Source organism: Desulfosporosinus paludis (genome assembly GCF_045689965.1).
Classification (GTDB): Bacteria; Bacillota; Desulfitobacteriia; order Desulfitobacteriales; family Desulfitobacteriaceae; genus Desulfosporosinus; species Desulfosporosinus paludis.
Genome location: NZ_CP144211.1, coordinates 2,704,731 through 2,731,662, shown reverse-complemented (window position 1 = coordinate 2,731,662; position 26,932 = coordinate 2,704,731). Strand labels below are relative to the sequence as shown.

At 42.7% G+C, this 26,932-nt stretch carries 24 protein-coding genes and 2 pseudogenes; 17 read left to right on the top strand and 9 right to left on the bottom strand.

Translation table 11 applies throughout. From position 1 onward, the window contains the following. Positions 1–34: 34 nt before the first annotated feature. Positions 35–967, bottom strand: coding sequence for a methyltransferase (locus VZF35_RS13700; protein ID WP_407305605.1), 933 nt, complete (start codon positions 965–967; stop codon positions 35–37). A gap of 184 nt (positions 968–1,151) precedes the next feature. Between VZF35_RS13700 and VZF35_RS13695 the strand changes: the two genes are divergently transcribed. Further along, on the top strand, positions 1,152–1,862 hold the full coding sequence (locus VZF35_RS13695; protein WP_407305603.1) for an ABC transporter ATP-binding protein: 711 nt from the start codon (positions 1,152–1,154) through the stop codon (positions 1,860–1,862). After that, positions 1,859–3,085: an ABC transporter permease gene (locus tag VZF35_RS13690; protein ID WP_407305601.1), complete on the top strand. Its 1,227-nt coding sequence runs from the start codon at positions 1,859–1,861 to the stop codon at positions 3,083–3,085. The genes VZF35_RS13695 and VZF35_RS13690 overlap by 4 nt, the downstream gene beginning before the upstream one ends. Before the next feature lie 124 nt (positions 3,086–3,209). Here the strand turns inward: VZF35_RS13690 and VZF35_RS13685 are convergent, their stop codons facing one another. After that, the gene (locus VZF35_RS13685) at positions 3,210–3,566 is read right to left on the bottom strand and encodes a DUF2680 domain-containing protein (protein ID WP_407305599.1); all 357 of its coding nucleotides are present in this window, start codon (positions 3,564–3,566) and stop codon (positions 3,210–3,212) included. Positions 3,567–3,760: 194 nt separating this feature from the next. Between VZF35_RS13685 and VZF35_RS13680 the strand changes: the two genes are divergently transcribed. Continuing rightward, positions 3,761–3,940, top strand: coding sequence for a hypothetical protein (locus tag VZF35_RS13680; RefSeq protein WP_407305597.1), 180 nt, complete (start codon positions 3,761–3,763; stop codon positions 3,938–3,940). 212 nt (positions 3,941–4,152) lie between these two features. Here the strand turns inward: VZF35_RS13680 and VZF35_RS13675 are convergent. Continuing rightward, positions 4,153–4,427: pseudogene (locus VZF35_RS13675) on the bottom strand (FAD-linked oxidase C-terminal domain-containing protein); the annotation flags it as partial. Between the two features lie 308 nt (positions 4,428–4,735). Here VZF35_RS13675 and VZF35_RS13670 point away from each other — a divergent pair. The 6 genes from VZF35_RS13670 to VZF35_RS13645 all read left to right on the top strand — a co-directional run bounded on the left by VZF35_RS13670 (position 4,736) and on the right by VZF35_RS13645 (position 11,616). Further along, positions 4,736–5,728, top strand: a complete 993-nt coding sequence (locus VZF35_RS13670; RefSeq protein ID WP_407305595.1) for a LacI family DNA-binding transcriptional regulator — start codon at positions 4,736–4,738, stop codon at positions 5,726–5,728. 31 nt (positions 5,729–5,759) lie between these two features. Continuing rightward, a complete protein-coding gene (locus VZF35_RS13665; protein WP_407305593.1) occupies positions 5,760–7,511 on the top strand; it encodes an ABC transporter ATP-binding protein in 1,752 nt (583 codons plus the stop codon). Continuing rightward, positions 7,462–9,261 carry an ABC transporter ATP-binding protein gene (locus VZF35_RS13660; protein WP_407314620.1) on the top strand — a complete coding sequence of 600 codons (1,800 nt, stop codon included), beginning with the start codon at positions 7,462–7,464 and terminating at the stop codon, positions 9,259–9,261. Before VZF35_RS13665 ends, VZF35_RS13660 begins: the two co-directional genes overlap by 50 nt. A gap of 34 nt (positions 9,262–9,295) precedes the next feature. Continuing rightward, a complete protein-coding gene (locus tag VZF35_RS13655) occupies positions 9,296–10,618 on the top strand; it encodes an MFS transporter (protein ID WP_407305591.1) in 1,323 nt (440 codons plus the stop codon). A 181-nt stretch (positions 10,619–10,799) separates the two neighbouring features. Then, positions 10,800–11,252, top strand: coding sequence for a spore coat protein (locus tag VZF35_RS13650; RefSeq protein ID WP_407305589.1), 453 nt, complete (start codon positions 10,800–10,802; stop codon positions 11,250–11,252). Positions 11,253–11,469: 217 nt separating this feature from the next. Then, positions 11,470–11,616 carry a hypothetical protein gene (locus tag VZF35_RS13645; protein ID WP_407305587.1) on the top strand — a complete coding sequence of 49 codons (147 nt, stop codon included), beginning with the start codon at positions 11,470–11,472 and terminating at the stop codon, positions 11,614–11,616. Between the two features lie 163 nt (positions 11,617–11,779). Here VZF35_RS13645 and VZF35_RS13640 read toward each other — a convergent pair whose 3' ends face one another. The 6 genes from VZF35_RS13640 to VZF35_RS13615 form a co-directional block, all read right to left on the bottom strand. Continuing rightward, positions 11,780–12,088, bottom strand: a complete 309-nt coding sequence (locus VZF35_RS13640; protein WP_407305585.1) for a hypothetical protein — start codon at positions 12,086–12,088, stop codon at positions 11,780–11,782. 191 nt (positions 12,089–12,279) lie between these two features. Then, positions 12,280–13,167: an MBL fold metallo-hydrolase gene (locus VZF35_RS13635; RefSeq protein WP_407305583.1), complete on the bottom strand. Its 888-nt coding sequence runs from the start codon at positions 13,165–13,167 to the stop codon at positions 12,280–12,282. A gap of 43 nt (positions 13,168–13,210) precedes the next feature. Then, positions 13,211–14,947 (bottom strand): ABC transporter ATP-binding protein, encoded by a 1,737-nt coding sequence (locus tag VZF35_RS13630; protein WP_407305581.1) that lies wholly within the window; start codon positions 14,945–14,947, stop codon positions 13,211–13,213. 149 nt (positions 14,948–15,096) lie between these two features. Next, positions 15,097–15,780, bottom strand: a complete 684-nt coding sequence (gene bshB2 / locus VZF35_RS13625) for a bacillithiol biosynthesis deacetylase BshB2 (protein WP_407305579.1) — start codon at positions 15,778–15,780, stop codon at positions 15,097–15,099. An 81-nt stretch (positions 15,781–15,861) separates the two neighbouring features. Next, positions 15,862–16,212, bottom strand: coding sequence for a YojF family protein (locus tag VZF35_RS13620; protein ID WP_407305577.1), 351 nt, complete (start codon positions 16,210–16,212; stop codon positions 15,862–15,864). Positions 16,213–16,678: 466 nt separating this feature from the next. Next, entirely contained in the window at positions 16,679–17,074 is a 396-nt protein-coding gene (locus VZF35_RS13615; protein WP_407305575.1) for a hypothetical protein, read from the bottom strand. A 196-nt stretch (positions 17,075–17,270) separates the two neighbouring features. Between VZF35_RS13615 and VZF35_RS13610 the strand changes: the two genes are divergently transcribed. The 8 genes and pseudogenes from VZF35_RS13610 to VZF35_RS13575 all read left to right on the top strand — a co-directional run bounded on the left by VZF35_RS13610 (position 17,271) and on the right by VZF35_RS13575 (position 26,683). Continuing rightward, a complete protein-coding gene (locus tag VZF35_RS13610; protein WP_407305573.1) occupies positions 17,271–18,005 on the top strand; it encodes a metallophosphoesterase family protein in 735 nt (244 codons plus the stop codon). Positions 18,006–18,066: 61 nt separating this feature from the next. Then, positions 18,067–18,899: pseudogene (locus tag VZF35_RS13605) on the top strand (deoxyribonuclease IV). Positions 18,900–19,009: 110 nt separating this feature from the next. After that, positions 19,010–20,119: a chromosome segregation protein ParM gene (locus tag VZF35_RS13600; protein WP_407314396.1), complete on the top strand. Its 1,110-nt coding sequence runs from the start codon at positions 19,010–19,012 to the stop codon at positions 20,117–20,119. Then, the gene (locus VZF35_RS13595) at positions 20,116–20,550 is read left to right on the top strand and encodes a hypothetical protein (protein ID WP_407314394.1); all 435 of its coding nucleotides are present in this window, start codon (positions 20,116–20,118) and stop codon (positions 20,548–20,550) included. Before VZF35_RS13600 ends, VZF35_RS13595 begins: the two co-directional genes overlap by 4 nt. 290 nt (positions 20,551–20,840) lie before the next feature. Continuing rightward, complete coding sequence (locus tag VZF35_RS13590; RefSeq protein ID WP_407314392.1) at positions 20,841–22,010, top strand: cache domain-containing protein; 1,170 nt, start codon at positions 20,841–20,843, stop codon at positions 22,008–22,010. Between the two features lie 380 nt (positions 22,011–22,390). After that, the gene (locus VZF35_RS13585) at positions 22,391–22,879 is read left to right on the top strand and encodes an NAD(P)H-dependent oxidoreductase subunit E (protein ID WP_407314390.1); all 489 of its coding nucleotides are present in this window, start codon (positions 22,391–22,393) and stop codon (positions 22,877–22,879) included. Between the two features lie 69 nt (positions 22,880–22,948). Further along, entirely contained in the window at positions 22,949–24,835 is a 1,887-nt protein-coding gene (locus VZF35_RS13580; protein ID WP_407314388.1) for an NADH-ubiquinone oxidoreductase-F iron-sulfur binding region domain-containing protein, read from the top strand. A gap of 105 nt (positions 24,836–24,940) precedes the next feature. Continuing rightward, positions 24,941–26,683, top strand: a complete 1,743-nt coding sequence (locus VZF35_RS13575; RefSeq protein ID WP_407314386.1) for an NADH-dependent [FeFe] hydrogenase, group A6 — start codon at positions 24,941–24,943, stop codon at positions 26,681–26,683. The last annotated feature ends 249 nt before the right edge of the window (positions 26,684–26,932 follow it).

The following is a 26,932-nucleotide window of genomic DNA, read 5'->3' as shown; positions in this document are numbered from 1 at the left end:
AAGATGGTTCTTATTCGATCAAGAGAAGGAAGATTTAGCTACATATTGCGGTAATGATTTGACGGCCAGCTACTTCCTTTAAGCTGACATCTTTAAAATCAGCATCTGTTAGCCAGTCGGTATACTGATCTAAGGTCCAGGTGCCGCCGTTAGCAGTATTAAGCAGCATATTTACACCAAAAACGGCTGCAAAAGGATTTGTTCCACGCACCATATCAACAACAGCAATACGTCCGCCAGGGACCAGCACATTCTTGACCTTTCGGAACAATTCCCGGTTTTCTGTCTCGCCAAAAATGTGGCAGACATTCCCGAGATAAGCCAGATTAAAAGGGCCGGGGGGTAAACCTTGGTTAAAATCCCCGGGGATCAAAGCGATACCCATCGTGTTTGCTTTCTCTTGCATTAATTTTACCACCGGAGGAAGATCCAGCACAGTTACTTTAGCCCCTCGAGCACTAAAGGCACTTCCGTAAATCAAAGGTCCGCCGCCAATATCCAATAGTTGGATGCAACTGCCGGTATCCGCGAGCAGATAATCAGCAATGGCCGGAGCGCTTTTTTCCGCGCCATGTCTCATACCCTCCATAAAATAGCGGGTGTTTTCAGGGTCCTGTTCCCGAGTAGGAAGTTGACCGTTGATTAGAACTTCAGGAAGGCGAACCCAGGAACGGATCATATTGTAGCGGTGCATAAAAGCAAACCCTATATAATTAGGTGCTTCGGGGTCATAGATCATTTTTTGAGCATCTTCGGAGAGAACTACAGTTTCTCCTTGCCTGGTGATGTAACCAAGATCAGCTAAAGCTTCAATCACTACCCGGACGGCTCGGGGATTTAGGTTTAGTTCTTTGGCTAGAGTCGAGTAAGTAGTGCTTTGACGCAAAGCCTCGACCATTCCGGTTTTCACTGCCGCGCCTAAGATCAGGAGTTCTTGAGGTAAAGCCATAATTTTGTCATCCGGCATGGATACCACCTCTTCCTGTTTCTTAATAGTTTATCAAGTTCTTTAGTTGTTGACTATCCGGCAATCATTATTTTTAAAAAAATTCAGAGCTGTTGTGATGATGATTACAAGAAAAAAGAAACCTAATATCAGCGAGAATGTTTAGGAGCAATATGAGAACATTGACAATAAAGGTGATTAAACAATGGAATTACTCAAAGTAACGATTAACCATGCTGGATATTCCGGCAACACTGATGTCATAAAAAAAGTTGATCTTTCTGTAAAATCGGGTGAACTTATTGGACTCATCGGTCCTAACGGAGCCGGGAAAAGCACGACTATCAAGGCAATCATGGGATTATTGCCGGTCATGGACGGTAAGGTTGAATTCGCCGGAGAGGGTAGAAACTATTCCTATATACCGGAACAACCCGTTCTCTACGAAAGGTTAACGCTCTGGGAACATTTAGAGCTTGCAGCTGCTGTCTATGAAATGGAGCGGAACGTTTTTTTGAGCAGAGCCGAGGATCTCCTAAAACTCTTTCATTTAAGTGAAGTCAAGCATCATTTGCCCGGCACCTTTTCAAAAGGCATGCAGCAAAAAGTCATGCTTATTTTAGGCTTTCTCCTTGAGCCAGCGGTTTATGTGGTGGACGAGCCTTTTTTAGGTCTGGATCCCCGAGGTACAAAGGATTTTCTGAGTCATTTAAACCAGGCCAGAGTTAAAGGGGCGGGGGTATTAATGTCTACTCATGTGCTGGATACTGCGGAAAAAATCTGTGATTCCTTCGTCTTAATGAACGCTGGGACTGTAGTTGCCGCAGGGAACTTGATGGAAATCAGGAAACAATGCCAATTGCCTGAGGGTTCCTTGTTTGAATGTTTTGATCAGTTATTGGAGAACAGCAAATGATGACAGTCACGAGACTTTTTTTTCAACGTCTTAATTCTGAATGGAAATATCAATACGAGGTATGGAAGACGGCTGTGGATTGGATCGTAGCCCTCTATATTGTGATTCCCTTCTTCGCTATCTTTCTAAACTTTTATCGTTCGTGGTGGAGAAAGCCTCCGGGATGGCTGGATTATGTTCCTCTTAATGCCCTATTAGCTTTTATTCTTATCGTTGCTTGGTCGGGAGCAATACGGATTTTTGTCGAGGAAGCGGATCAACTTTTTCTCTTACAACGTAAAGCTTGGTTTAGTCGGATGCTTATCTATAGTTTAGGTTATTCCATAATCTATAACTCTGTGGCGGCTTCCTTATTGCTGATAATTCTGGCTCCGTTTTTATTTTTGCATTACGGTTTTTCTTGGCTAAGTATCCTGTGGCTAACTGTCTTTGTCGTTCTTCTTAAAAATTGTATGGGTATTTCCAAACAGCTTATCGAATTTCGATTCAAGGGTTGGTTTCAGCGCATCGTGAGGTCGGTTATTTTCTTAGCAGCGGGCGTATATGTGCGGCAAAGTGTGTCTTTTTTACAAAGCCGTAGGGGTCTGTTCTATCTGTCTGTGTTGGGGCTTTTGCTTGTCCTAAGTGTCCTTTTATTCAAAAGACTGAAACTGAGAGGGGCTTTTTTTGAGGATGTCTCCAGAGAACAGACCGCTAAACTACGATTAGCGAAGTTCATGCTCCAAAGAGCCGGGACTTATGTAAAAAAACCAAGGTTTTTGAGGAAACGTCCTATAATGTTTAGAAATTCTAACCTTTTCTTTAGAAGACGTGATCCTGTGAACGGTTTAGTCGAGGGTTGTCTCAAGGCTGTGCTGCGCAATGAGGGAGATGTCATCTTTTACCTCCAAGTTGTAGGGCTTTATTTAGGACTGATCTTGCTTATTCCAACGTATTACAAATGGCTTCTTGAGATCGTCTTTTCAATTGTGATGACGAATCTCGTTTGGTTATCCTGGCGTGAGGCTATTAATGAACCGTTTGTTTGTTTATTCCCCTGGCTTCCAGAAACGAAAGTGGCAGCGGCGAGGAAAGCTCTATTTCTGTTAACCTTGCCAGGTCAGTTCATTCTCAGTGTTGTTGTGGCAATACAAACTCAGTCATGGTTAGGAGTCCTGGGAATTTTACCTGTTGGGATTATCGTTGGATATTTTTCCGCTAAAAGGGTTTCCTTAAGGTCTTGAGCGAGGATAGCAATTGTTACCCTGAGTGATGATGAATCGCCCAGAAGTATATAGAGAAATAGAGCCCCCCAATGTAATGAGTTGGGGGGCTGTTCCAGTTCATAATCTGTGAGACTGCTTAAGATTACGTGTTACTTGGAGAAGGATTCGTTTTGGGGGTGTCTTGGGTATTGCGTTTGCACCCTTTATCCGAACCATGACCGTGTTTCTTCCCAAAGCCAGTGTACTGTCCCTTTGCAAAATCTTCTTCAACCTGCTTTTGGCGCTTTTCGATGAAGGACTTAATCTTGGCAGCCTTCTCCTGATCCAGGATTCCGGCCTCCAACTGTTTATCCACCATTTGCTTCTTCAGCGTAAACATTTGTTGGTTTAACGCTTTAAGCTCATCAAGTTTAGCAGGATCGGGAGCAGCTAAGCACGTTCCGGCGCCTAAGGCCAGAAAAGCTACGGTTAGAAAACTCACTGCAAACTTTTTTAACATTTGCACTCCTCCTTAGTTTTGGTTAACTGGAACGTTTCTTAGAATGCCCAATTTAAGATAAGAACATCTTAAGAACTTGTCAAGAATTTATAAATATTCTGTCTCCAAGCTTCGTGTATAGAAAACTTCTGCAATTCAAAAGCTAAAGAGTAAGAACAGAGAACTGTTTTAAGTCTATGCGGAGGTGTTTGTCTGTGCGAGAATGGAAAGATTTAACCAAAGACGAGAAAGAGATTATTACGGCAATGAAAATGCAGGGTATTACTCCTGAAGAACTAATACAAAGGATGCGCAGCTCTGGGAGAATGGATGAGCGAGCCCTTGAGGAATTGAAGAAAGCTCTCGATGATGTCAGACCGTTTCTTTTACATTAGTAAGCAAGGTTGAAGAATTAAAATCTGCCGTATAAATTAAACATCACCCGCGCCCCTCTGAAGATATTTTGGTATCCTCTTACCGGAATTCTAGTCAGAGCTCGGAGTAGGGTGATTTTATTTGTCCTTGCAAGAACAAGTCTTAATAAGATTGAGAGAATTAGAAATAATAACCTTTAATCAGAACTCGAACTACGGTTCATACTGATCAACATATATCCCTTTTTAGCATAGCCAATACCGTGCTCTCCAGACACTAATCCTTGGAGTTCCCGAGATTTGCAATACATAGCCTCAAATATTTCAGCGAGTTTCTTTTTCCATGCTTCATCGGTAAGCTGGTCTTTTAACACATATACGTGTAAATTACCATCCCCGGCATGACCGAAACTTCTAATTCTTCCGTGCTATTACCATCAAAGGTCAACAATAGGTAGGCATCAGAAGAGTTATCAGGGAATTTCTTTCCCAAAAATTCTTCAGCGGATCTGGTCAGACCATCAGACCAAGCAAATTTATAATAGTATAACATTCAGAAGCGTTCAAAAGTTATTGTTCACAATCATTTGTGAAAGTTTTTCGTAATTAAGAATTTTTATACAGTGAAATTCTTTATAGCTGGAATGTACCAAAGGGGCAGTTTGTTTCGAACTGTTTCGAGAGTATCCTTGTAAGCTTCGGCACATAACGATATAAATATCAAATTATAACGATAATGAAAGCATAAAATAACGTTAAAACAACAGAATAATTAACGTTATGTGGTATAATATAAATACGTTAGGGGGATTGATTATGAAATCTGAGAAGACAACCATGTCCGATATAGCCAAAGCCCTTGCAATCTCCAATATCTCAGTCAGCAGAGCCCTTTCTGGGCAGGACGGAGTTAGTGAAGAACTAAGAAGCAAAATTTTAATGAAAGCAAGTGAAATGGGATATTTAAGGCCCGGGAACTCAGGCGATAAAAGAATACTGGTGCTCCATCAAAAACCCTTTATCCAGGACAGCAGTAACTATAGCCACATGGTTCAGGGCATTGAAAAAGCCCTGCAGACGGTAGGCTGCGAATATGATGTGGAATTTGTGGATAAGAGCCGGCAGGAAAAACTGTATCTTCCTAACAAAGTTGCGAAGGGCACAGGTTTTGACGGGATTATTTTTATCGGGGGATTTGAAAACGGTTATGTGAAATTTATTGCTTCAAAAATAAGAAATCAGGTATTTTATACGGGCTACTCGCCATCCGCTGACTGCGACAGTGTCTGGTATAACTTTAATAACAGCGGATATAAGCAGTGTGATTACCTAATTAAAAAGGGGCACAAAAGGATCGGCTTTATAGGCAGCAGCAGCGCCTATATCAATAAAGAAAAAGTACTTGGCATTGAGTCAGCTTTAGAGGACCATGCTTTGTTGGTGAGGGATGATTTCCTCATTTATGCCGAGGGAAACTTTGAAGAAAAGGTCAATGAACTGCTCCATGACAGTGAGGGCCCCACTGGGATCATATGCCAGTGGGATTATACGGCGATTAAGCTGATCAAATATTTGTATGAAAAAGGGGTCAGAGTACCGGAGGATTTATCCGTAATTGGGAGCGGGAATACTGAGATGGCTTCGCTTAGCATTCCCGCTCTGACAACTTTGGAATTGTACATCGATTATGCTTGTGAATGCGTGGTCGAACTGCTCTTAAAAAGAATAGAGGAGCCGGATAAGCCTTATGAAAACATCTTGATCAACAGTACGCTTGTAGAAAGAGACTCGGTAAAGGTTATTGAGTAATGCAGCTTCAGCATAATCAAGGGGGCACCGGATGGGCAAAACTATAATTATCGGGTTTATAAAAGATCATAAGTTTTCCTATATCATTGGCATTCTCTTCATGCTTCTCTCTTCTTACATCCAAACTCTTTTCCCAAAGGTGCTGGGGAATACGGTTGATGTTTTAAAAAATAGTGGGTTTCATCCGAACGCTGTATATGTTAATATTGCTTACATTTTGCTTATTGCAGCGGGTACCTTTGGATGCACCTACGTTTGGCGGAATTTAGTCATAAGAAACGGGCGCAGCCTGGAATGTTTTCTGAGGGAAAAACTCTTCGATCAGTTTCAAAAGCTCTCTCCCGAATTTTACAGCCGCAGAAAAACAGGCGACTTGATTGCTTACGCCATCAATGATATCAATGCCGTGCGTCAAACCTTCGGCCCCGCCGCTTCGCTGGCTATCAACGGAATTGTGGTTTGCCTGATTTCCATTTATGAAATGGCGAGAGCAATCAACTGGCAGCTGACCCTTTTGTCGCTGCTCCCGATTCCTTTGATTGTTTTCATCATGGTTTACATCGGTAAGATTGTAAAAAGGCGTTTTAGAAACGTGCAGAAGACCTTTGCCGCCATCTCCGACAGGGTCAATGAAAACATCACCGGTATCCGCGTGATTAAGGCCTACGTTCAGGAAGAGAAAGAGGTCAAGAGGTTTCAAAATCTGAACGATCAGATGGTGGAGGCCAATTTGAGCATGGTGAGGGTTTCGGCTTATCTGGCCCCAGCGATCGAATTGTGTTTTACCGTCAGTTTTGTCTTCAACCTGATCTGGGGGGGGAATATGGTTCTGAAAGGGAACATCTCCCTCGGGGACTTTGTTGCTTTTAACGGCTATCTGACGATCATACTGGCGCCTGTCATCTCCATCGGTCAGGTGATTACGATTTTTCAAAGGGGCATGGCATCTCTCGGCAGATTGAATGAGATATTCAATGTGGAACCCGAGATAAAAGAAGGCGGCCCCATAGGGATATTTCCTGAGGGATGCTCTATAACGATGAACTCCCTGTCATTTTCTTATCCCGGAGCCGAAAAAGAAACCTTGAGTGACATCAACCTCGAAATTCCTCAAGGGCATACCTTGGGTATCATCGGGAAAACAGGGTCGGGGAAAAGTACCCTCGTCAACCTGCTGTTAAAAATGTATAACGTCGATAGAGGAAAACTATTGATTGGCGGACATGACATTAACGATTTCAAGCTGGAAGCGCTGAGAAGCGGCTTCGGGTTCGTTCCGCAGGATAACTTTTTGTTCAATGCTTCCATATCCGAGAACATTCGATTTTTTAAAGACAGCTATTCCGGCGACGATGTAGAACGTGCCGCGCAGAACAGTTGCGTCTATCAAACCATTATGGAATTGCCTAATGGTTTTGATACGATTCTGGGGGAACGGGGCGTCAACATCTCGGGAGGGCAGAAACAGAGGGTTTCCATTGCCAGGGCGCTGATAAAAGACCCTGAAGTCCTTGTGCTGGACGATGCCCTTTCCGCGGTGGATACCGTCACCGAGGCGGAAATTCTGATCAATCTCCGGAACGTAAGAAAAAACAAAACTACCCTGATTATTGCCAGTAGAATCTCCGCGGTCATGGAAGCTGATGAAATCATAGTCCTTCACCAGGGCAGGATCTCCGAGCGAGGAACCCATTCGGAGCTGCTTGAGAAAGGAGGGCTGTATCGTGAAATCTATGACGTTCAATTCGGTGGTGAAACCAAGCCGAAAAACCAAGCCTCTTAAACAACACAATTTTAAAAGGCTGCTGTCATTAAACCTTCCGCATCTGAAGAGGATTGTGCTGGCGTCAATCTGTGTGTTGCTTGTCAATGGTGCCCTGCTTGCCAAGCCTTATATTCTCAAGATCGTGATTGACGACTTCCTGACCAAGCATATGGCTCAAAGAGGGCTGTTTTCGCTGACCTCCATGGGCATACTGTATTTTATTGTCGTGGCCTTCAGCGGATTTTTCGCCATTGCGCAGGTGAACCTGATCAATAAAGCCGGTCAGGAAATTATGAGGAGCCTACGGAGCCGCGTCTTTAAAACCATTCAGCTGCTGCCGCTCCAGTATCTGGATAAGACATCCTCGGGCAGCCTGATCACCAGGGCTACCAATGACGTGGAAGCCTTGAGCCAATTATATACGGACGTGCTCATCAATCTTTTTCAAGATGTATTTCTGATTTTGGGCATCATTGGCGCAATGTTCCTGATGGATGCCCGGCTGGCCTTAGTTTCGTTCTCCGTGATTCCTGTCATGTTCACGGTCATTTTTCTCCTGCGGACAAAGATCAAACGGAATTTTCAGATCATGAAGAGCCTGATCGGGAAAATTAATGGCTTTATGGCCGAGAACATATCCGGCATGAAGTTGATCCAGTTTTTCCATGGGGAAAAAGAAAAGAAGCAAGAGTTTATGAAACTAAACGGAGACTATTACAAAGTCACATCCTTCCAGGTATGGATGAACAGCTTTTTAAAGCCGATGTCGGACGTATTTCAAAGTCTGGCTGTCGCCATCCTGATCTGGTACGGCATGGGCAAGATCGGGGACCAGACCCTTAAAATAGGCGTGCTTTACGCCTTCACTACCTATATCAAACAGTTCTTCAACCCTATCTCGGACCTTGCCGACAATTATACGTCCATTCAATCGGCTTTCGTTTCAGCAGACAGGATTTTTGAATTGCTGGACCAGGAAGACAATCTGGAGGAGCTGAACGTGGGGCTCGCCATGGAGCGGATGCAGGGAAACGTAGAATTTAAAAACGTTTGGTTTTCCTACGACAATAAAGATTGGATTCTCAAGGACATCAGCTTTAGCATCGAAAAAGGACAGATGGCTGCCTTCGTCGGCCAGACCGGTGCAGGCAAGACTACGATCATGAGTCTTGTCAGCGGGTTCTATCAGATTCAGAAGGGCGAGATCCTGATTGACGGCGTTAACATCAGCGATATCAGAAAAAGAGATCTGAGACGAAACATCGCCGTGGTGCTTCAGGACGTCTTTCTGTTTTCTGAGACCATAGGGAAAAATGTTTCGCTCAATGACGACATCGACGACACTGTAATCGAGGAGGCCCTAAAAACTTCTTGCGCCCAAGAGTTTGTTGAGGGTCTCCTCAGGAAAATCAACGAGCCTGTTATGGAAAGGGGGAGCACACTCTCCGCAGGTCAGAGGCAACTGCTTTCCTTTGCCAGAGCCGTGGCGCACGACCCTTCCGTGATTGTTTTGGATGAGGCCACTGCCAATATCGACACCCACACCGAGGTTCTGATTCAAAATGCCATCGAAAATATGGCCAAAAACAGGACCACCTTAATCATCGCCCATCGGCTTTCCACCATTCGGAATGCCGACAAGATCATCGTCTTGAAAAAAGGTGAAATTGTTGAAACGGGCAGTCACGCCGAACTGATGGAAAAGGGCGGCTATTATAAAGACATGGTATTGGAGGGGACCAAGGGAAACATCCATCTCTCTGCTTAATGCCAATAAATAAATTAAGACAGGTGTGTGTAACATGCATACTACCGCTAAAATTTCATCCGCGCTTAAAACAACGTTTGTCTCTTTAAAATATAAAAACTTCCGCTATTTCTGGATTGGGCAGTGCATCTCACTGACGGGGACCTGGATGCAGAGGACAGCTCAGGTATGGCTTGTCTATACGATCACGAAATCTCCGCTTCTGGTTGGCTTACTTGGGGTATGCCAGTTCATGCCAATGCTCTTATTCACCCTCTTCGCAGGGGTTTTTGTCGACCGGTTCCCTAAGAGGAACATCTTGATTATGACTCAAACGGTTTTTATGACGTTAGGTTTCACAATGACACTCTTGGTTTTTCTGGGTATCGTAAAATACTGGCAGATTCTTGTGATCACAACACTCTTTGGTTTCGCCCAAACCGTCGACATGCCGGCACGGCAATCCTTCTTCATTGAGCTTGTCGGGAAAAAAGACATCATGAACGGAATTTCGCTCAATTCGACGATATTCAATCTTGCCAAGATCGTGGGTCCTGCAATTTCCGGGATTGTCATGGTGAAATTTGGAGCTGCTTTTTGCTTCTTAGTCGATGCGGTCAGCTATATTGCAGTCATCGGCGGACTTTTCATGATTAGGACGGACTATGTCGCCCCACAGAGAGTGAGGAGACAGGTGGTTCAGGAAATCAAAGAAGGCCTTAAATACATTAAAAGCAATGAAACGCTGGTCATCAATTCCCTTGTCATGGCGGTGATCTGCACCTTTGCCTTCAACAACGATATCATTATTCCTGTTTTTGCCAAAACGGTGCTGAATCAGGGGGCCAGTATCTATACCGGCCTGATGTCTGCGGCCGGCATCGGTTCTTTTATCGCGGCCATCGTAATGGCCACCATTGCCAAGTATGGGATCAAAAAGAATATGTTTGTCATGTGCGCCGTTGCGACCTCCTGCATGCAGGTCCTTATGATCTTCGCCAGAAATTATGGTCTGGCTTTGTTTATGGTGGCTGTCATAGGTTTTATAAACATGGCTTTTCTCAACCTCTGCAATTCTCTCTTTCAGGTGAACACCTCAAGCGAATACCGGGGCAGGGTGATGAGCGTCTATTCGTTTCTCAACCAGGGTTCTACTCCCATCGGAAACCTTTATTCGGGCTCAATGATGGAACGGTTCAGCGGCATCTCAGGATTTCCTGCCTGCGGAACGGCTGCTTTGCTGCTGCTGATCCCTGTATTTGCGATTAAAAGAAAGACAATCTCCTCTTGGCTTGGCCGGGCGGTGCTAATCGCTTTTGAGAGGAGAGTCCCTAAAAAATGGGTAGGGTTTGGATGGTATAAAAGTAAGTCCCAATAAACGTATTAACCACAGAACGTGAGATTGATGTTTTAGAGGTAATTGTACCGGTATCGATCTGCTGTAAAAACTTTTGACGCATCAAGTGGTGAGGTTTGTAAATCCTGCATAGCTTTAAAAAGGCTGGGGAATGATATCGATCAAGTGAGTCCATTAGTCTATGTAGGGAAGGTGGTTCTCCATGATCAGTCAAAAAGAACGTATGCTATTTCAAGATCAGAAAAGCCATGAAGAAATGTGTGTCGAAAAGTACACCAAGTATGCCAATGAGGCTCAGGATCAAGAGCTGAAACAATTATTTACCACGCACGCTTCTCATGAAAAACAGCATTTTAATACACTCAATGAGATTTTGAATGGACAAACACCGGCAATGAGTGGTCAAGGGCAGCAGATGACGGCTCAGAATCCAACCAATCCATCCGGACAGACTGTAAACCAAAACGACATTTCTTTGGCCAAAGATATGCTTACGACGGAAAAATATGTTTCCGGCACCTATGATACCGTCATCTTTGAATGCCAGGATCATAATATTCGCCAGGCATTAAACCATATTCAAAAGGAAGAACAGCAGCATGGTGAGGACCTTTTTAATTACCTTAATAGTAGAGGCGCTTACCCTATGCAGTAAGACCTTGAATTTTGGAACAAAACAATAAGTTAATCAAGAAACAGCAGTTAATCCTAAATTAAGGACTTAACTGCTGTTTCTTAGATTTCGGCTGAATTAGGGATGTGAACCGTCTTGAAATGATGTTAAAGGTCATGCATAGCTAAAAAAAGCGATGGGAATGATATCAAACGAGAACTAGTTTATCAAGAATTTTGCATAAGAAGGGTGGTTCATCATGATGCGCAGTCAAGAAAAACCTATGCTATTTGAAGATCAGAAAAGCCCTGAGAAAATGTGCGTCCAGATTCAAAAGGAAGAAGAACAGCATGGTGAGGACCTTATCAATTACCTCTATAGCAAAGGAGCTTATCCTATACAATAACTGATATTTATTTTTTAAAGTAGAGCTTCTTTTAAAGTCTAGCCATTTAAATAGATTCGTCTAAAGCAAGGAGCTAGATCACCATTACTTTCTATGTAATAGACTTCTCTTTAGCTATCTGATTGATTTGATTCAATGTCAAATCACATCAGATAGCTTTAATTTATTGTCGTGATAATGGAGCGGATACTGTTGAATGAGGCGTTTTTGAAGAAGCCGCGGCAATCCGGCTGTTACGTAGGTAAATCAGGAGATCGGCTAATACCATAAAGAAATTGAGTAGGTATAAATACACTACCGCATCATACTGGTTAAAAATTTTATGTAAAATCCCAGCTACATATCCTACGAGGATAACGATGAGAAACGATAAACTTTTGCCTTTAGTTGATCGGGATGTATATGATTTGTAAATGGAAAGGGGCCAAGCAGCGCCGAAACAAACTAACATGATGATTTCAAAGATACTCATAAAAGCCACCTCATTTAAAAGTTTGTATTTACTTTCACATTTAATTTGACGCTCTCATTATACAACGTTTCCTTACCCAATTGTTTTTCCTCGAAAATGTTCTATTATTCAAAAAAGAGTGAAAAGGAAGACGCAACAGGAGATTGAACGAAGAAAAAGCTTCTCCCAGTGATGAGAGAAGCTTTAACAATTTAATGCGGGAGTATCCAAGTAGCTCCTATTTCCTGGAGAGCGATTTTCTCTAGCTGCCCGGACGCTGCTTGGCGGAAACGAACAATAGGTTCTTCCATGGGTTCTTGAGATAACTTGAAAGTGCCCCAATGCATAGGGATAATCCATTTTGCAGAAATTTCCTCGCCCATTCTCCAGGCCTGTTCAGGAGTCGCATGTTTCGATTCAAAAGATTTTGGGGAGTAAGCGCCAATACCCATTATGGCTAAATCAATAGTTACCTCACTCAGTTGTTGTCTGATAAGTTCAGTGTAGCCTGTGTCAGCACCAAAAAACAGATTAACACCGTTTTTAGACAACAGAAGACTGTTTGCCTCCATACCTTTTTTCCACGGTATTCGAGCTCCCCAGTGCCTTCCTTCGATAGCTTTAACCGTAACCCCGGCAAAAGATTTGCTTTTTTGCCAATGAAGCTCTTCTACGGCTTGGAATTTCATGCCGTTCCATAAAGGCAGGGTATTTTTGGCGGTGACGGCAAAGGTATTGGCTGATTGCAGCTTGCGTAACGTGGGATAATCGAAGTGGTCGGTATGAGCATGTGATACAAGTATCAAATCAATAGGACCAACTTGATCGATCTTTAGGGCTGATGCGATATAACGGCTAGGCCCGATGGTTAGGTTTCCTATGGGAGTAATGCCGATATTTGAATTTAGAACAGGATCAATGAGAATCCTTGTTCCAAAAAAGTTGATTAGAAAACTGGCGTGGCCTAGCCAAGCTACCGTGACCTCATGGTCGGACCATTTGTGAGGAGTAGGAATATAGTTAGGTTCTATTAGTTTATGTCTGAGCTGATTCTCTTTTTGCTCATTAGATACGCTATTTATGACGATTCCCCCAGTCAATCCTAAAATAGATTCGAAAATTGAATTTTAACAAGCTGCTATTTTATTCCAAGCCTTCAAACTGCATATTATAGTAATGCGCGTAGATTCCGCCGTTTTCAATTAACTGCTTGTGGTTTCCTTTTTCCTGGATGCCTTCATCGGTCACTACGACGATCTCGTCAGAATTTTTAATGGTACTTAACCTGTGGGCTATTACAATGGTTGTCCGGTTCTTAGCGAGCTTTTCCAGGGATTTTTGGATATAGAGTTCGCTTTCGTTATCCAGAGCTGATGTAGCTTCGTCCAAGATCAAAATCGGAGGGTTTTTTAAAAACACCCGGGCGATTGACAGCCGCTGCTTTTGCCCACCTGAGAGCCTGACGCCACGTTCTCCCACATAAGTATCGTATCCCTCATCGAGAGACGTTATGAAGTCATGAATATTGGCATTTTTAGCCGCCTCGATAATTTCTGCATCTGTCGCATTAGCCCTGCCATAAGCGATATTTTTTTTGATTGAACCGTCAAACAGATAGACATCCTGCTGCACAATACCAATGGCATTTCTTAAAGACTTCAGTGTGATATTCCGGATATCTTTCCCATCAATGGTTATCGATCCAGAAGTAACATCATAAAATCGTGGCAAAAGAGAACATAATGTTGTTTTTCCGCCGCCGGAAGGCCCGACTAAGGCGATTGTTTTTCCAGATCTTATCGTTAGGCTTACATTATTTAAAACATTGTAATCATCGTTATAGCGAAACGATACATTCTTATATTCAATCTCTCCTAAAACGTTTGTGAGCGGTTCGGCGTGGGTTTTGTCCACTATTTCGGGTTCTGTGTCTAATACTTCAATAAAACGTTTAAATCCGGCGTACCCTTTCTGAAATTGCTCGGTAAAGTTAATCAGCACATCGATCGGATTGACAAAGATATTGATGTAAAGAACATAGATCGCCAAATCGGTGATTTTTAGGGATCCTAAAGCGATAAATAACCCTCCGGAAATAATGACTACGACATAAAGCAATCCTTCGAAAAACGAATTCCAAGCGTAGAAGCTCCCCATGGTTTTATAAGTCTCAATTTTCGATAATAAAAATGCCCAATTGCTTTTGCAGAATTTTTCGCGTTCCATATCTTCATTGGCAAAGGACTTGACGACCCTAATTCCAGAGAGGCTATCCTGTACGCTGGAATTTACAGCGGCGATTTTAACACGGTTATCCGTAAAAATAGGGGCCATCTTAATATTTTTATGGACCGTGTAGAGTACCATAATGATAGTGACAAATAACAATATTAAGGTCATTGGGACATTGATCATCGTTAGAATAATAAAGGAACCGAGGATTTTCAAAGCGGAGATAAAGAGGTTTTCTGGGCCGTGATGAGCAAGTTCAGAGATGTCAAAGAGATCCGCAACCAGTTTGGACATCATTTCCCCAGTGTTGTTCCTATCATAATAGGAAAAGGATAGCCGCTGATAATGATCGAAGAGATCGTTTCTCATTTCGGTTTCCATTCTGGCGCCCATGATATGCCCCCAGGAAATAATAAAGTACTGGCAGAAATATTTTATGACGTACATGGCCACCAAAGCTATGCCAATAAACCCTAAAGCATGCAGAATCAATGATTTATCCTGAGTAAACAGAGTTTTCGTAAGGTTACTGAGAATTAGAGGAAAGGCCAGATCAATTATAGAAACAATCACAGCACAGAGCAAATCCGTATAAAATAGAAATTGCTGAGGTTTATAATATTTAATAAATTTCTTAAAGATATTCATATGATGGCAGGGCCTCCTCTCTAAAATTTCACCTGCATGGTAGGGTGCAGGTGAAATGGGCTTGTAATAAAGAGACTCAGCCGCTGGATTCGGCTGAGTCTTAAAATTCCGGCAGATTCTTGAAAGATCCTATTGGGAACTAGGTAGCCTTACGAAAAACGGTAGGTCCAGAAAGATTCGCGAATGAGCATATGATTAAACTGATTTCGAAACTGGTTCTTCGAGGGCTTGGTATCGGATTGCCCTTTCAAATTGCCTGCAATAATCAATTGGGATTGCGACCTGTGGGCGCGGATTGCAGCCAGCTTCACTTCTGACACAGCCGAAATGTCGTTAATGATATCCGGAGGACCAATCACCTTTTGACAGTCGCGTTCAAAAGCGTGACCGTATACCGTAGGTCGTTCTTGAACAGAAAGACGAGAAAGGGCACGGATCGTCAAATCGCCGAGAGCATTGTGATCCGGATGTACTGCATATTTTGGATAATGAGTAAGGACCAAAGAAGGTTTTATCTCACAGATGATCTGCTCGATTCTATCGATCAAGGGCTCTGGGTCTTCAAATTCAATGGTTTTATCTCGTAATCCCAGCTTAATTAGACGTTGAATACCGATGGCCTTACAGGCTTCTTCCAGCTCTGCTTCCCGAACTTTAGATAATGATTCTCGGGTAGCAAAAAAAGGTTTCCCCATATTTCGCCCCATCTGACCTAAAGTGCCGCAAATATATGTGACTGGAACCCCTGATTTGGCAAAGAGCGCTAAAGTTCCGCCGCAGCCAAACGTTTCATCGTCTGGATGTGGCAAAACAACAAGAACGTGCTGTTCCAATGAATATTCCCCCCTAAGTAAATCCGAATTCTACGAACAACGCCTAAAATGGGTGTTTGACCGCGGTTTTAGGCTCAATCGTTATAAATCAAATGGGTATAAACTGAGTTCCAGAGCAACAGCCAGTCGCCCTTCATGATCATGACCAGCGAGTAAAAGCTGGCCTTCTTGCTCCATTTCAAAATCGGTCAATCCTTCGGCGTAAACCCAGCCGTATTCCATCTTAAGTCCGACACGATAGGGTCCTTCCCCCGTGATGACTCCCCGTCCAAAAGAGATGCGTCCGTTGCGGATATAGGCACCTACAGTCATGGTGCTCTCTTGTCTGTGGGCGGCATAGGCTCCATTGGTCGTCTCAAGGTGGAGGTAAACTTCGCGATTGAGATAACTATCCAGTGCTTGCTGCACGATTGACTTGTCTATTGGGTTCATAACTATCTACCACCTCTCTTAAAACCAATGATTCAAATTCAACCTTGTTCAAAATCAAGGTTTTTTTCTCATTATATACTATTTTTATGGTAAATGAACAGGTTGATATTGATGTTTCGTTGCGCCACAGTCTTAGCGTTAGGCAGCGAAGGCGCCCCACCAGCTAATAGTGCTTCAGGATGAAATTCAAAGATTTGTACCTTGAGGCAAGGAATGGAACGAGTATTAAACGGCATTATAAAAAGACCGACTAAGAGCACGCGAGATCCTTGTTGTCTCCTAGACAGCCTTTAATTAGTGGAAAGTTAGTCGTTCCTGCTTGAAAGGGTGGTTTTGATGTTATAAGCAATTTCAGGTCTAAAGATATAGGATGGCTTAAATTGAGGCAAGGCGCAAGTCGCATGCCTCAGTTGTACAACCGGAAGTCATATCTTTAAGATAACAATACATCAAATTGTCTAGAATCTTAGGTGGAACTAGTAATTATCAACAAGACATTAGTTCCAGTTTGCTGAGGTAATAAGGCGACCGTATGATTGTCTTTTTGAGCAACGATGCTGGCAGGTTTTTTATCTTTTGTATAACTCCAGTTTACAGTCCAACCATCTTTCTTTAAGATGTCGGCATAGTCATTTAGGACTTTATCTGTGGTTGTATTTTTTATGAGATATCTTGCGATACTTTGTTTTTGCGGGGTCTGGGTAATACTTTGATATTCCATGTTACTATAAGCCGGCAGATATGGAAACTCTTTGGTATAAGAAACAGTGGTTTGAGTAGTATCCGTTGGTGTCTTAGAATTGCATGCAGTTAGACTTAATAGTAGAACAACGGCTAAACAATAGATTATTATTTTTCTCATAGATATCACCTCGAAACTATTTTTTTGCTATATATATTTTAATATACATGCTAGGGTAATTGCAAAACGTTATGTAGTTATTTATCGTTGATATGGCAGGGATTCATTGAAGAGTGGAGAACTTTGAACAATATTGAAACTTTTCTGTCAGTCCAAAATCCTATAGAACATATTAACTATTATATAAGGAGACATTATGGAGAGAATAGCGGTAATATCTGATATTCATGGAAATATGCCTGCCTTGGAGGCAGTGCTGGAAGATATTCGAAGCAGAACTATTAATAGAATAGTTTGCCTTGGAGATTTAGCCGGAAAAGGACCGAGTTCAGCAGAGACAGTTGATCTGATCAAAGAACATTGTGAAGTCGTGATTAAGGGTAATTGGGATTATTATCTGGCAGACCAAAAAGGCAAGGAAGCATTAATTTGGCATCAAGATAAATTAGGAGCAGAGCGACTAAAGTATATGAGGGAACTGCCAATCTATCAAGAATTTTATATCAGCGGAAAGTTATTAAGGTTGTGTCATGCCTCTCCCAATGATCTTTTTCATAGAGTTTACCTTTCAACGGAACAAAGTGAACGATTAAAATTATTTGAACCAACCCCAACTCTTAACCTTGAAGCAGATGTGGTCGGATATGGAGATATTCATGGTGCGCACATTGATCACTTCGAAGGGAAGACTATCTTTAATGTTGGAAGTGTTGGTAACCCGCTTGATATGCCTCAAGCTTCTTACGGAATCATAGAGGGAAGATTAAATGATGACAACAAAGGGCCGTTTTCGATTGCTCTAGTTAGAGTGCCCTATGATATCGATTTGGCAATTAATCAGGCGGGGCTAACGGACATGCCAGAGAAGCAGGAATATATTAATGAATTGAAGACAGCGATCTATAGGGGTCGAAAAGTGACTCATTTGTGACAAAAATACGTTAAGTATGCTGAGAAACGAAAAAAGACTTACAAAGGAAAGAAGGAAAATAATGTTAAGAATTGGTTGTCATCTATCCATTTCAAAGGGATTTAAGGCCATCGGTAACGATGCCTTGAAAATACAGGCGAATACGTTTCAGTTCTTTACGCGTAACCCCAGAGGCAGTAAAGCGAAAGAAATCGATTCGAAAGATACCGAGGCCCTGCTTAAGATTATGGAAGAAAATCAATTTGCATCAATTTTAGCCCATGCCCCCTATACCCTCAATGCCTGCTCCCCCAAGAAAGAACAAGAGAGTTTGCAGCCCAAGTCATGCTGGATGATCTAGTTCGCATGGAATATTTGCCTCACAACCTCTATAATTTCCACCCTGGCAGCCATGGAGGACAAGGCACAGACATTGGCACTCGGCAGATTATTGCACAGCTTAATAATCTCTTAAAGCCTGAGCAGACGACAACCATCTTGCTGGAAACTATGGCAGGCAAAGGCACAGAGGTTGGCGGCACCTTCGAAGAACTCAGATGGATTATTGACGGCGTAACTCTCTCTGAAAAAATGGGTGTTTGCTTAGATACCTGCCATGTCTACGATGCCGGTTATGATATTGTTAATGACCTTGATGGAGTGCTTAATAATTTTGATCAAGTTATTGGCTTAGACAGGCTCCTGGCGATTCATCTCAATGACAGCATGAATCCAAAGGGCAGCCGCAAAGACCGTCATGCTAAAATCGGTGAAGGTTCCATAGGTTTGCAAGCCATCTCGCGATTTATCAATCACCCCAAGCTCCGCCACCTGCCATTCTTTCTTGAAACTCCCAATGACATTTCAGGTTATGCAGCAGAAATTGCGTTACTAAGAGAAGCCTACGAGGAATAGAGCAGCCTTACATTTTTACAAGCGCGGTTTGTTCGTATATAATGGTAAGTATTAGTAGCATGGCGAAATTTGTGTAGATTTGAAGAGAATCTTGACGAGGAGGAAAGAGTGTGCTTGACAGTGATATTCTCATAGCTGGAGCTGATCCAGGATTCGGAGCGATTAAGCTTGAGACCCAAGACGCGAAGATCTTATTTCCTGCAGTGATTTGTAAAGGTAATGAACGGATTTTTTCGACCTTGGGTAATCTTTTAATCAGTAAGGGTTCAGACATAGAAACTCAGATCTCTTCGCTTGATGTGATCGTTAAAAATAATTCCACAGGTGTAGAACGGCATTATTTTATGGGGAGCTTAGCGGAGAGTTTAAATCCGAATGAAGCACACTATTGTTGGGATGAAGACAAGTCTTCTGATGAAGAGGCTACTGCTTTACTGGTAGTTGCTCTGGCCTTAGCTCAACAAAATCCAAAGGTTAATGTTTACCTGGGGACAGGTGTGCCCGTGAAATACTATTCCAGCTTAAAAGAAAAGTATGAAGCCGAATTAAAAGGCTCCTTTGCTGTAACGTTTTTATCGGGTCCTTTTGAGGGGATGACGCGTCATCTAAATATTTTACGTTCACGAGTGCTCCCGCAAAGTTATGGCGTGTTTATCAAAGAAACTCTCAATGAATATGGACTTCCGGCCAATGATAAACTTTTTGGTGGTTACGTTGTTGTCATCGATGTCGGTTTTCGGACAACGGATATTGCGACCTTTTACGATGGCGTCATGCTTGACCCACCAAATTCCTTCAGCCTTGAGAAGGGTTTAAAATGGGCTTATACCGGAGTGGCAGAAAAGCTCAAGGAAATGACTAGTAACCACGAAAATCCAATCGAAACGGATGATAAAGAACTTGATAAGATTTTCAGAGTCAATGCAGGAAAGTATCCTTGGAATAATGGGTCACTAAATCTTAACCCGATTATGCAAACGATGCTTTCGCAGTTAGGAACGGATATTACTCGAGAAGTAAAGAAAGCTCTAAAGCCAATGCTCAGCAAATTACACACAGTTCTTGTTGCAGGGAAGGTCGGAGAAAAGGTATTCGACTATATTCAAGTGGACAATAAACTATTAATTGAAAATCCACAGTTCGGAAATGCTTCTGGATTCAGGATCATGGCTTCAACCCTAGTTAATACTATAACAAAGAAAGCTAATACGTCGGTATGATGCCATCGTTACCGTCCTCTATTTCCCTGAATTTTGACGAAACTGACTCTGAGCTTTGGCAGGTTTTACATCAGATTGAACCGGAGCTAAGAAGCGCCTTCATCAAAGAAGCCTTGCGGCTAATGTTACAAAGCCATAGTATATGGGAAAGATTTTTATCCCGTTCAGGAACAGAAGTCTCAGAGTTAGGCGAAGAAGCTCCAGGGAACCGAGAGAATCCAGCTCCAATGAGATCCGAACAGTACGAGGATGAATTACAACCCTTTTCACTTGAAGCTCTATTTACCGAGGATCAAGTGCCGGGTTTAAACGAACGTGATTCCAAATTGCCCAAAGGATATCAGTATATGATGAAGAACATCATCGGACTGGAAGATGATGAAGAGGTACTAAAGGTTTTGCAAGGTCTTCCTAATCAACGGGCTAAGTAGATTAAAATGATCGAAGAGTTCTCAGAGTTCTAAGAAGGATGACTATTAGATCATCATAGACTTATTCGTTGCTTTATCGACGAGAAACAAAGGGGACAGGTATGTTGTTTCAATGATTTGAAACACAGTACTTGTCCCCTTACTTACTTGATGAAATTGTTATATTCCATTTTTATAGAATAATTTAAAAACTTTATTTTAAAAAAAGAGGTATTCTAACATAATTCGTGAATATATTTAAATGATTCTGTATTTGGACATTAGTTAGGTTCAACGAAAGAGGTGCACCCGTGCGTTCGCTCAGACATCGAATGTTAATATTATTGCTGGGTTCGCTTGTTATTTTGGCATCTAGCATCATCATAATTCTTGGCTGGTATATTAAAGATCGAGATATAGCTGCGGCTACTAATAAGGCACAAATTGATTTGGCAACTTGTATGGAAATTATCGATACGAAATACCCTGGCTCTTGGTCAGTGCAAGATGGGGAGCTTTATAAAGGAGCTATCAAAATAAGCCTTAATAATGATATGGTAGATCATTTAGCCCTACTCACCGGAGATACTGTCACAATATTCCTTGGAGATACTCGAGCAGCAACCACAGTACGCGGCTCAAATGGAGAACGAGTGATTGGTACCAAGGTTTCGCCGAATGTCGCGCAAACAGTACTAAAAAATGGTCAAACTTATATCGGAGAAGCCGATGTAGTGGGTCAGCTGTGCCAAACAGTATATGCTCCTTTGCGCGCAGCAAATGGTGATATCCTTGGAATGTTCTACGTTGGAATTTCTCATGCTTATGAACAAGAATTTATTAATAGATCGTTGATTACCATGGCGGGATTAGTATTAGCCCTAACGATTTTAGTTGCGCTTCTCGCTTTGTTTTTCTTTCGCAGATGGGTCAGATACCCTCTAAATAGTCTAATAGGAGTTCAGGAAGTTGCGGCTGAACATAATAATCAAAAGGTCAGTATTTCCGGTACTGTGGAAATAGAAAAACTTGAGGATGCTTTTATTCAAATGGCAGAACAAATCCAAACATTAACTGGAGAAATCAGTCGGTCAACTAACAACAATGTCGAGAACACTCCATTAAAAAGTGACATTAATAACGTTTTAGAGCAAATCAAGGCAAGCGAGCAAATAAGTGAGCGAACGAATACTTTCATACCAGCTACCGAGGCTGAGCTGCTATCCAGGCTGGAAACTCCCTGGTACAGTAGGGCTGAGGGTCTTCCTAAAGGGTTAAATAAAGCAACCCTTGACCAAATTGTCCAATTTTTACAAGCAACACATCGACCGATTTCAACAGAAGAAGTTGCAGAAGGCGTTAAGTTAACCAGAGTCACAGTACGCCGCTATCTTGAATTTCTTGAAGAGCACGGTTTACTTAAATCCGAACAGAAATGTGGTACGGTAGGCCGACCGGTTAAAATATTTATCCCGTTATAAAGGAAGTAACGATTTATACACTCAACGTTAAAAGTGGCTGTCTCCTCCTAGAAATTAACTTTTTCTAGCAGGAGACAACCACTTTTTGGTTAGATTGTCTTCCCAGCGGTGATTTAATAATTTAAAAATCATTTTAATAATTAGGTGTATTTTAAAAAGTATTTTATTTATTCATAAAATACTTTATTTATGTTAATAAACGAGACAATTCCTCCTAAGCACGCTAAACTACAGCTATGAGTCGATTAACTTTTCAATAAATTCTTAATTGTGATTGAATAGCTTGATCGAGTCTAAGAACTCATAATATCTTAATTAATAAAGTTCAAAGGGAGGCCTGTAAAAGTTAAGCCTAATTTTTAACCAAAAGGAGGATTTTCATGTGTAACAGCTCTTCGCCTAATGAGTTCGCGCAAAAACTGGATGACTATATCGACAGCATACCCAACAAAAAGGAAAATCTGATTGCTATTCTCCACTATGCCCAAGAAATATATGGATATCTGCCTCATAACGTACAATGGCATATCGCCCAGAAGCTTGATATACCATCAGCCAAAGTTTACGGGGTGGTAAGCTTCTACTCATATTTCACTATGAAACCTAGGGGAGAACATGTTGTGAATGTATGTATGGGTACTGCTTGTTTTGTTCGTGGTGCCGAAAAGTTAAAAAATGAACTTGAAAATCAACTTAAAATAAAAGCCGGTGAAACAACTCCAGATAACCTTTTTACCTTAGAAACCCTGCGCTGCGTTGGGGCCTGCGGACTCGCCCCAGTTATGATCGTTGATGGTGAAGTTCACGGACGTATGCACGAGGCTCAGGAAATTAACGAGGTCCTGGCAAAGTACCGTCCAGAAAGTTAAACCTGAAAAACAACGTTTACAAAGTGGATGGGTGTGGAAGAAGCGTCATCGAAGGAAGGGAAAAGCCATATGAAACTTAATAACACCGATGAATTAAATGCCCTTAAGGCTCAAAGCCTTAAGCTCATCGAGACACGTCGAGTTGCCGAGTCTGTCAGTACTAAGAATGCTCGGGGTCTAGTCAGACACGTTATGGTCTGCGGCGGACCCGGTTGTCACTCCTCAGGCAGTCCCCGTATTGCTGAACTTTTGGAAGAAGAAATAAACCGCTTGGGATTATCTGACCAAGTTAAAGTATTTCAACCGGGTTGTTTTGGTTTTTGTGAAAAAGGCCCTATGATCGAGATTCATCCCGATAACGCAACCTATTGTGAAGTTTCCGCTGAAGACATTCCCACGATCGTCAATGAACATTTTATTGAGGGTAAGCAGGTAGAACGTCTTCTCTACATGGATCCGAATACAAAAGAACGTTTTGCGACTAATATTCCCTTTTATGATAACCAACTTCGAATTGCCCTTCGTAATGTTGGCTATATTGCCCCGGAAAATATTTTAGAATATATTGCCGCTGATGGTTATCAGGCCTTAGCGAAAGTTCTTTTCCGAATGACTCCCATTGAAGTCATTGACGTTCTTAAAGTCAGTGGACTGAGGGGGCGTGGTGGGGCTGGTTTCCCAACTGGGTCAAAGTGGGAATTCACACGCAAAAGCCAAGCCGATCAACGTTACATTATTTGCAATGCGGATGAAGGGGATCCAGGTGCATTTATGGATCGTTCCGTCTTAGAAGGCGATCCTCACAGTGTCCTGGAGGCGATGCTCATCGCGGGTTCCACGATCGGAGCTTCCGAGGGTTATATCTATGTCCGCGCAGAGTACCCTGCCGCCATTCATCGTTTGAAAATTGCTATAGAGCAAGCACGAGAGTATGGATTACTAGGTAAGAATATCTTGGGCAGCGATTTTAACTTTGACATTGAGCTCAAATACGGCGCTGGAGCCTTTGTTTGCGGTGAAGAAACTGCACTGATTCATTCCATTGAGGGATCTAGAGGAGAACCTACCGTTAAACCTCCATTCCCTGCTCAAAAAGGGTTATGGGGTAAACCTACCTGTGTCAATAATGTAGAAACCTTAGCCAATATCCCTCCGATTATTTTAAAAGGAGCGGAATGGTTCGCTAATATCGGTACAGAAAAAAGCAAGGGAACAAAAGTGTTTGCTTTAGCTGGAAAAGTAAACAATGTCGGGCTGGTGGAAGTCCCCATGGGAACAACCCTTCGAGAAATTATCTTTGGTATTGGCGGGGGGATTAAACATCATAAAACGTTTAAAGCAGCCCAAACCGGAGGTCCTTCCGGCGGATGTATTCCGACCAAATATTTAGACTCTCCTATTGATTATGAATCGTTAGCTTCCATCGGTTCCATGATGGGCTCTGGGGGGCTTATTGTCTTAGATGAAGATGACTGTATGGTTGATATCGCCAAATTTTTCCAAGAGTTCACCATGGATGAATCCTGTGGCCGCTGTACTGCCTGTCGCGTAGGTACCAAACGTTTGCATGAGATCTTGGAAAAGATTACGGAAGGCAGAGGGACGTTAGAGGATTTAGAAAACATGGAGAAACTGTGCCTTATCATCAAGGATACTGCCCTTTGCGGACTGGGACAAAGTGCTCCGAATCCAATTCTTTCAACCTTGAAGTATTTCCGGGATGAATACATTGCCCATATCGTGGATAAAACCTGTCCTGCCGGGGTTTGCAAAAGTTTGTTAAAATTTGAGATCACCGATAAATGCGTGGGATGTACTCGATGCGCAAAACAGTGCCCCGTGCGCTGCATTACCGGTTCACCTAAAAAACGCCATGTCATCGACCAAGAACGTTGCCTGAAGTGTGGAGCCTGTATGGAACAATGCCGCGTTGCTGGCGCCATCATCCGCCGTTAAGGTACCTGTGTACCCTGCTTATTAGAATGCGTGGGCATAAGTGCAACTAGGCGGCCGCTTCACAAGCTCAGCGCCAGCCAAGTTTGCTTTAAAGGAGGATTCCCAATGGATATACAGCTAACCATCAACGATATATCCCTAACCGTTCCGGAAGGAATGACTATATTAGAAGCAGCTCGAACAATTAATATAGATATTCCAACACTATGCCATATGAAGCTTCATGAAATGCATTACAACAATAACATAGCTTCTTGTCGAGTCTGTGTCGTTGAGATTGAAGGCCGACGTAATTTAGCTTCCTCATGCTCCACACCGGTCATGAATGGCATGGTTGTTAAGACCGATTCCTTGCGTGCTATCCAGGCCAGGCGAGCCATGGTTGAGCTATTGCTTTCTGACCACCCAAAATCTTGTTTAACCTGTGCCAAAAATATGGATTGTGACCTCAGAGCTCTTGCCGCGGAATTAGGCGTACGTACCATCAGCTATGAAGGGGTAGAATCTGAATTTGAAATTGATCAATCGAGCTCCTCAATTGTTCGCGATCCTAATAAATGTATACGTTGCCGGCGCTGCGAAACAATGTGTAATGAAGTACAGACGGTTGGGGTATACTCTGCAATGGGTCGCGGCTTCGAGACGGTGATGAAAACAGCCTTCGATTTGCCTCTCAGCCAAACCGCTTGTACCTTCTGCGGACAATGTCTGGCGGTATGTCCAACAGGTGCGTTAACCGAAGTGGACCAAGTCGACAAAGTATGGAAAGCTCTCAATGATCCTAACCAATTTGTCGTTGTGCAAACGGCACCGGCGGTACGGGTTGCCCTAGGAGAGGAATTTGGCTTAGAACCCGGGACGGTTGTTACCGGCAAGATGGTGGCCGCTCTTCGGCGACTTGGATTCGACCGCGTCTTCGACACAGATTTTGCGGCTGACTTGACCATTATGGAAGAAGCAAGTGAACTTGTTCATCGCATCAAGCATGGCGGACGCCTGCCGCTGCTGACAAGTTGTTGTCCGGCTTGGGTCAAATTCTTTGAACATCAATTTCCCGATCTTTTGGATATCCCTTCGACCTGCAAATCTCCTCATCAAATGTTAGGAGTTTTAATCAAGAGCTATTATGCTAAAACCTTGGGCGTTGATCCTAAATCCATCACCGTTGTTTCCGTGATGCCTTGTGTCGCCAAAAAATACGAAGCCGCTCGCCCTGAACTTGCCCAAAGTGCAGAGACTTCGGATGTGGACATTGTCATCACGACAAGGGAATTAGCTCGCATGATCCGCGAAGCCAGCATTCATTTTGATCATCTGAAGGATCAAGAATTCGATCATCCTTTAGGGGAATCGTCAGGTGCTGCCGTTATTTTTGGAACGACAGGCGGAGTTCTCGAAGCAGCTCTTCGGACTGCTTATGAGATTTTAACGGGTGAAACCCTGGAAAAAGTGGAATTCGAGGTTCTCCGGGGAATGAACGGAATTAAAGAAGCCGTTATCCCAATCGCTGGACAGGATTATCGGATTGCGGTTATTAATGGTCTCGGCAATGCCCGAGCTGTTTTGGAAAAAATACAAGCCGGCGAAATCGATTATGACGTGATAGAGATTATGGCTTGCCCGGGTGGATGTATTGGGGGAGGCGGCCAACCTTATCATCACGGCAACATGGAAATTCTTAAAGATCGTGCCGCTGCCCTTTACCGTGAAGACCGTGCCAAACCCTTACGCAAGTCTCATGAAAACCTGGCCATTGTCGCCATGTATAAAGACTATCTGGGCGAACCCTACGGAGAAAGAGCCCATCAATTGCTGCATACCAGTTATACTGCGCGCAGGAAGATCTAACAATACCAATAAAAGCATGTGTTTCAAAACAGATCAATTTAGACAAGGTGTCAGTATTTTTGATATCGGTATTGCATAATATTCAACAAACTACATCGGCTGTGCCGGAGCTTCCGGCACAGTGGATTAATACAAAACATTTATCTGATTGTGAAGATTACTCAGAGCAAGAGGAGAAGGGTTAAACTCAAGTTAAAGCAGCCTTCTACTATTGTAGAAGGCTTTTTTGTACTACCAGAAAGTATAAAC

Excerpts from the sequence above, each read along its gene's own strand:
- VZF35_RS13700 (WP_407305605.1), bottom strand. The coding sequence starts at position 967 with ATGCCGGATGACAAAATTATGGCTTTACCTCAAGAACTCCTGATCTTA.
- VZF35_RS13695 (WP_407305603.1), top strand. The coding sequence starts at position 1,152 with ATGGAATTACTCAAAGTAACGATTAACCATGCTGGATATTCCGGCAAC.
- VZF35_RS13690 (WP_407305601.1), top strand. The coding sequence starts at position 1,859 with ATGATGACAGTCACGAGACTTTTTTTTCAACGTCTTAATTCTGAATGG.
- VZF35_RS13685 (WP_407305599.1), bottom strand. The coding sequence starts at position 3,566 with ATGTTAAAAAAGTTTGCAGTGAGTTTTCTAACCGTAGCTTTTCTGGCC.
- VZF35_RS13670 (WP_407305595.1), top strand. The coding sequence starts at position 4,736 with ATGAAATCTGAGAAGACAACCATGTCCGATATAGCCAAAGCCCTTGCA.
- VZF35_RS13665 (WP_407305593.1), top strand. The coding sequence starts at position 5,760 with ATGGGCAAAACTATAATTATCGGGTTTATAAAAGATCATAAGTTTTCC.
- VZF35_RS13660 (WP_407314620.1), top strand. The coding sequence starts at position 7,462 with ATGACGTTCAATTCGGTGGTGAAACCAAGCCGAAAAACCAAGCCTCTT.
- VZF35_RS13655 (WP_407305591.1), top strand. The coding sequence starts at position 9,296 with ATGCATACTACCGCTAAAATTTCATCCGCGCTTAAAACAACGTTTGTC.
- VZF35_RS13650 (WP_407305589.1), top strand. The coding sequence starts at position 10,800 with ATGATCAGTCAAAAAGAACGTATGCTATTTCAAGATCAGAAAAGCCAT.
- VZF35_RS13645 (WP_407305587.1), top strand. The coding sequence starts at position 11,470 with ATGATGCGCAGTCAAGAAAAACCTATGCTATTTGAAGATCAGAAAAGC.
- VZF35_RS13640 (WP_407305585.1), bottom strand. The coding sequence starts at position 12,088 with ATGAGTATCTTTGAAATCATCATGTTAGTTTGTTTCGGCGCTGCTTGG.
- VZF35_RS13630 (WP_407305581.1), bottom strand. The coding sequence starts at position 14,947 with ATGAATATCTTTAAGAAATTTATTAAATATTATAAACCTCAGCAATTT.
- VZF35_RS13620 (WP_407305577.1), bottom strand. The coding sequence starts at position 16,212 with ATGAACCCAATAGACAAGTCAATCGTGCAGCAAGCACTGGATAGTTAT.
- VZF35_RS13615 (WP_407305575.1), bottom strand. The coding sequence starts at position 17,074 with ATGAGAAAAATAATAATCTATTGTTTAGCCGTTGTTCTACTATTAAGT.
- VZF35_RS13610 (WP_407305573.1), top strand. The coding sequence starts at position 17,271 with ATGGAGAGAATAGCGGTAATATCTGATATTCATGGAAATATGCCTGCC.
- VZF35_RS13595 (WP_407314394.1), top strand. The coding sequence starts at position 20,116 with ATGATGCCATCGTTACCGTCCTCTATTTCCCTGAATTTTGACGAAACT.
- VZF35_RS13585 (WP_407314390.1), top strand. The coding sequence starts at position 22,391 with ATGTGTAACAGCTCTTCGCCTAATGAGTTCGCGCAAAAACTGGATGAC.
- VZF35_RS13580 (WP_407314388.1), top strand. The coding sequence starts at position 22,949 with ATGAAACTTAATAACACCGATGAATTAAATGCCCTTAAGGCTCAAAGC.
- VZF35_RS13575 (WP_407314386.1), top strand. The coding sequence starts at position 24,941 with ATGGATATACAGCTAACCATCAACGATATATCCCTAACCGTTCCGGAA.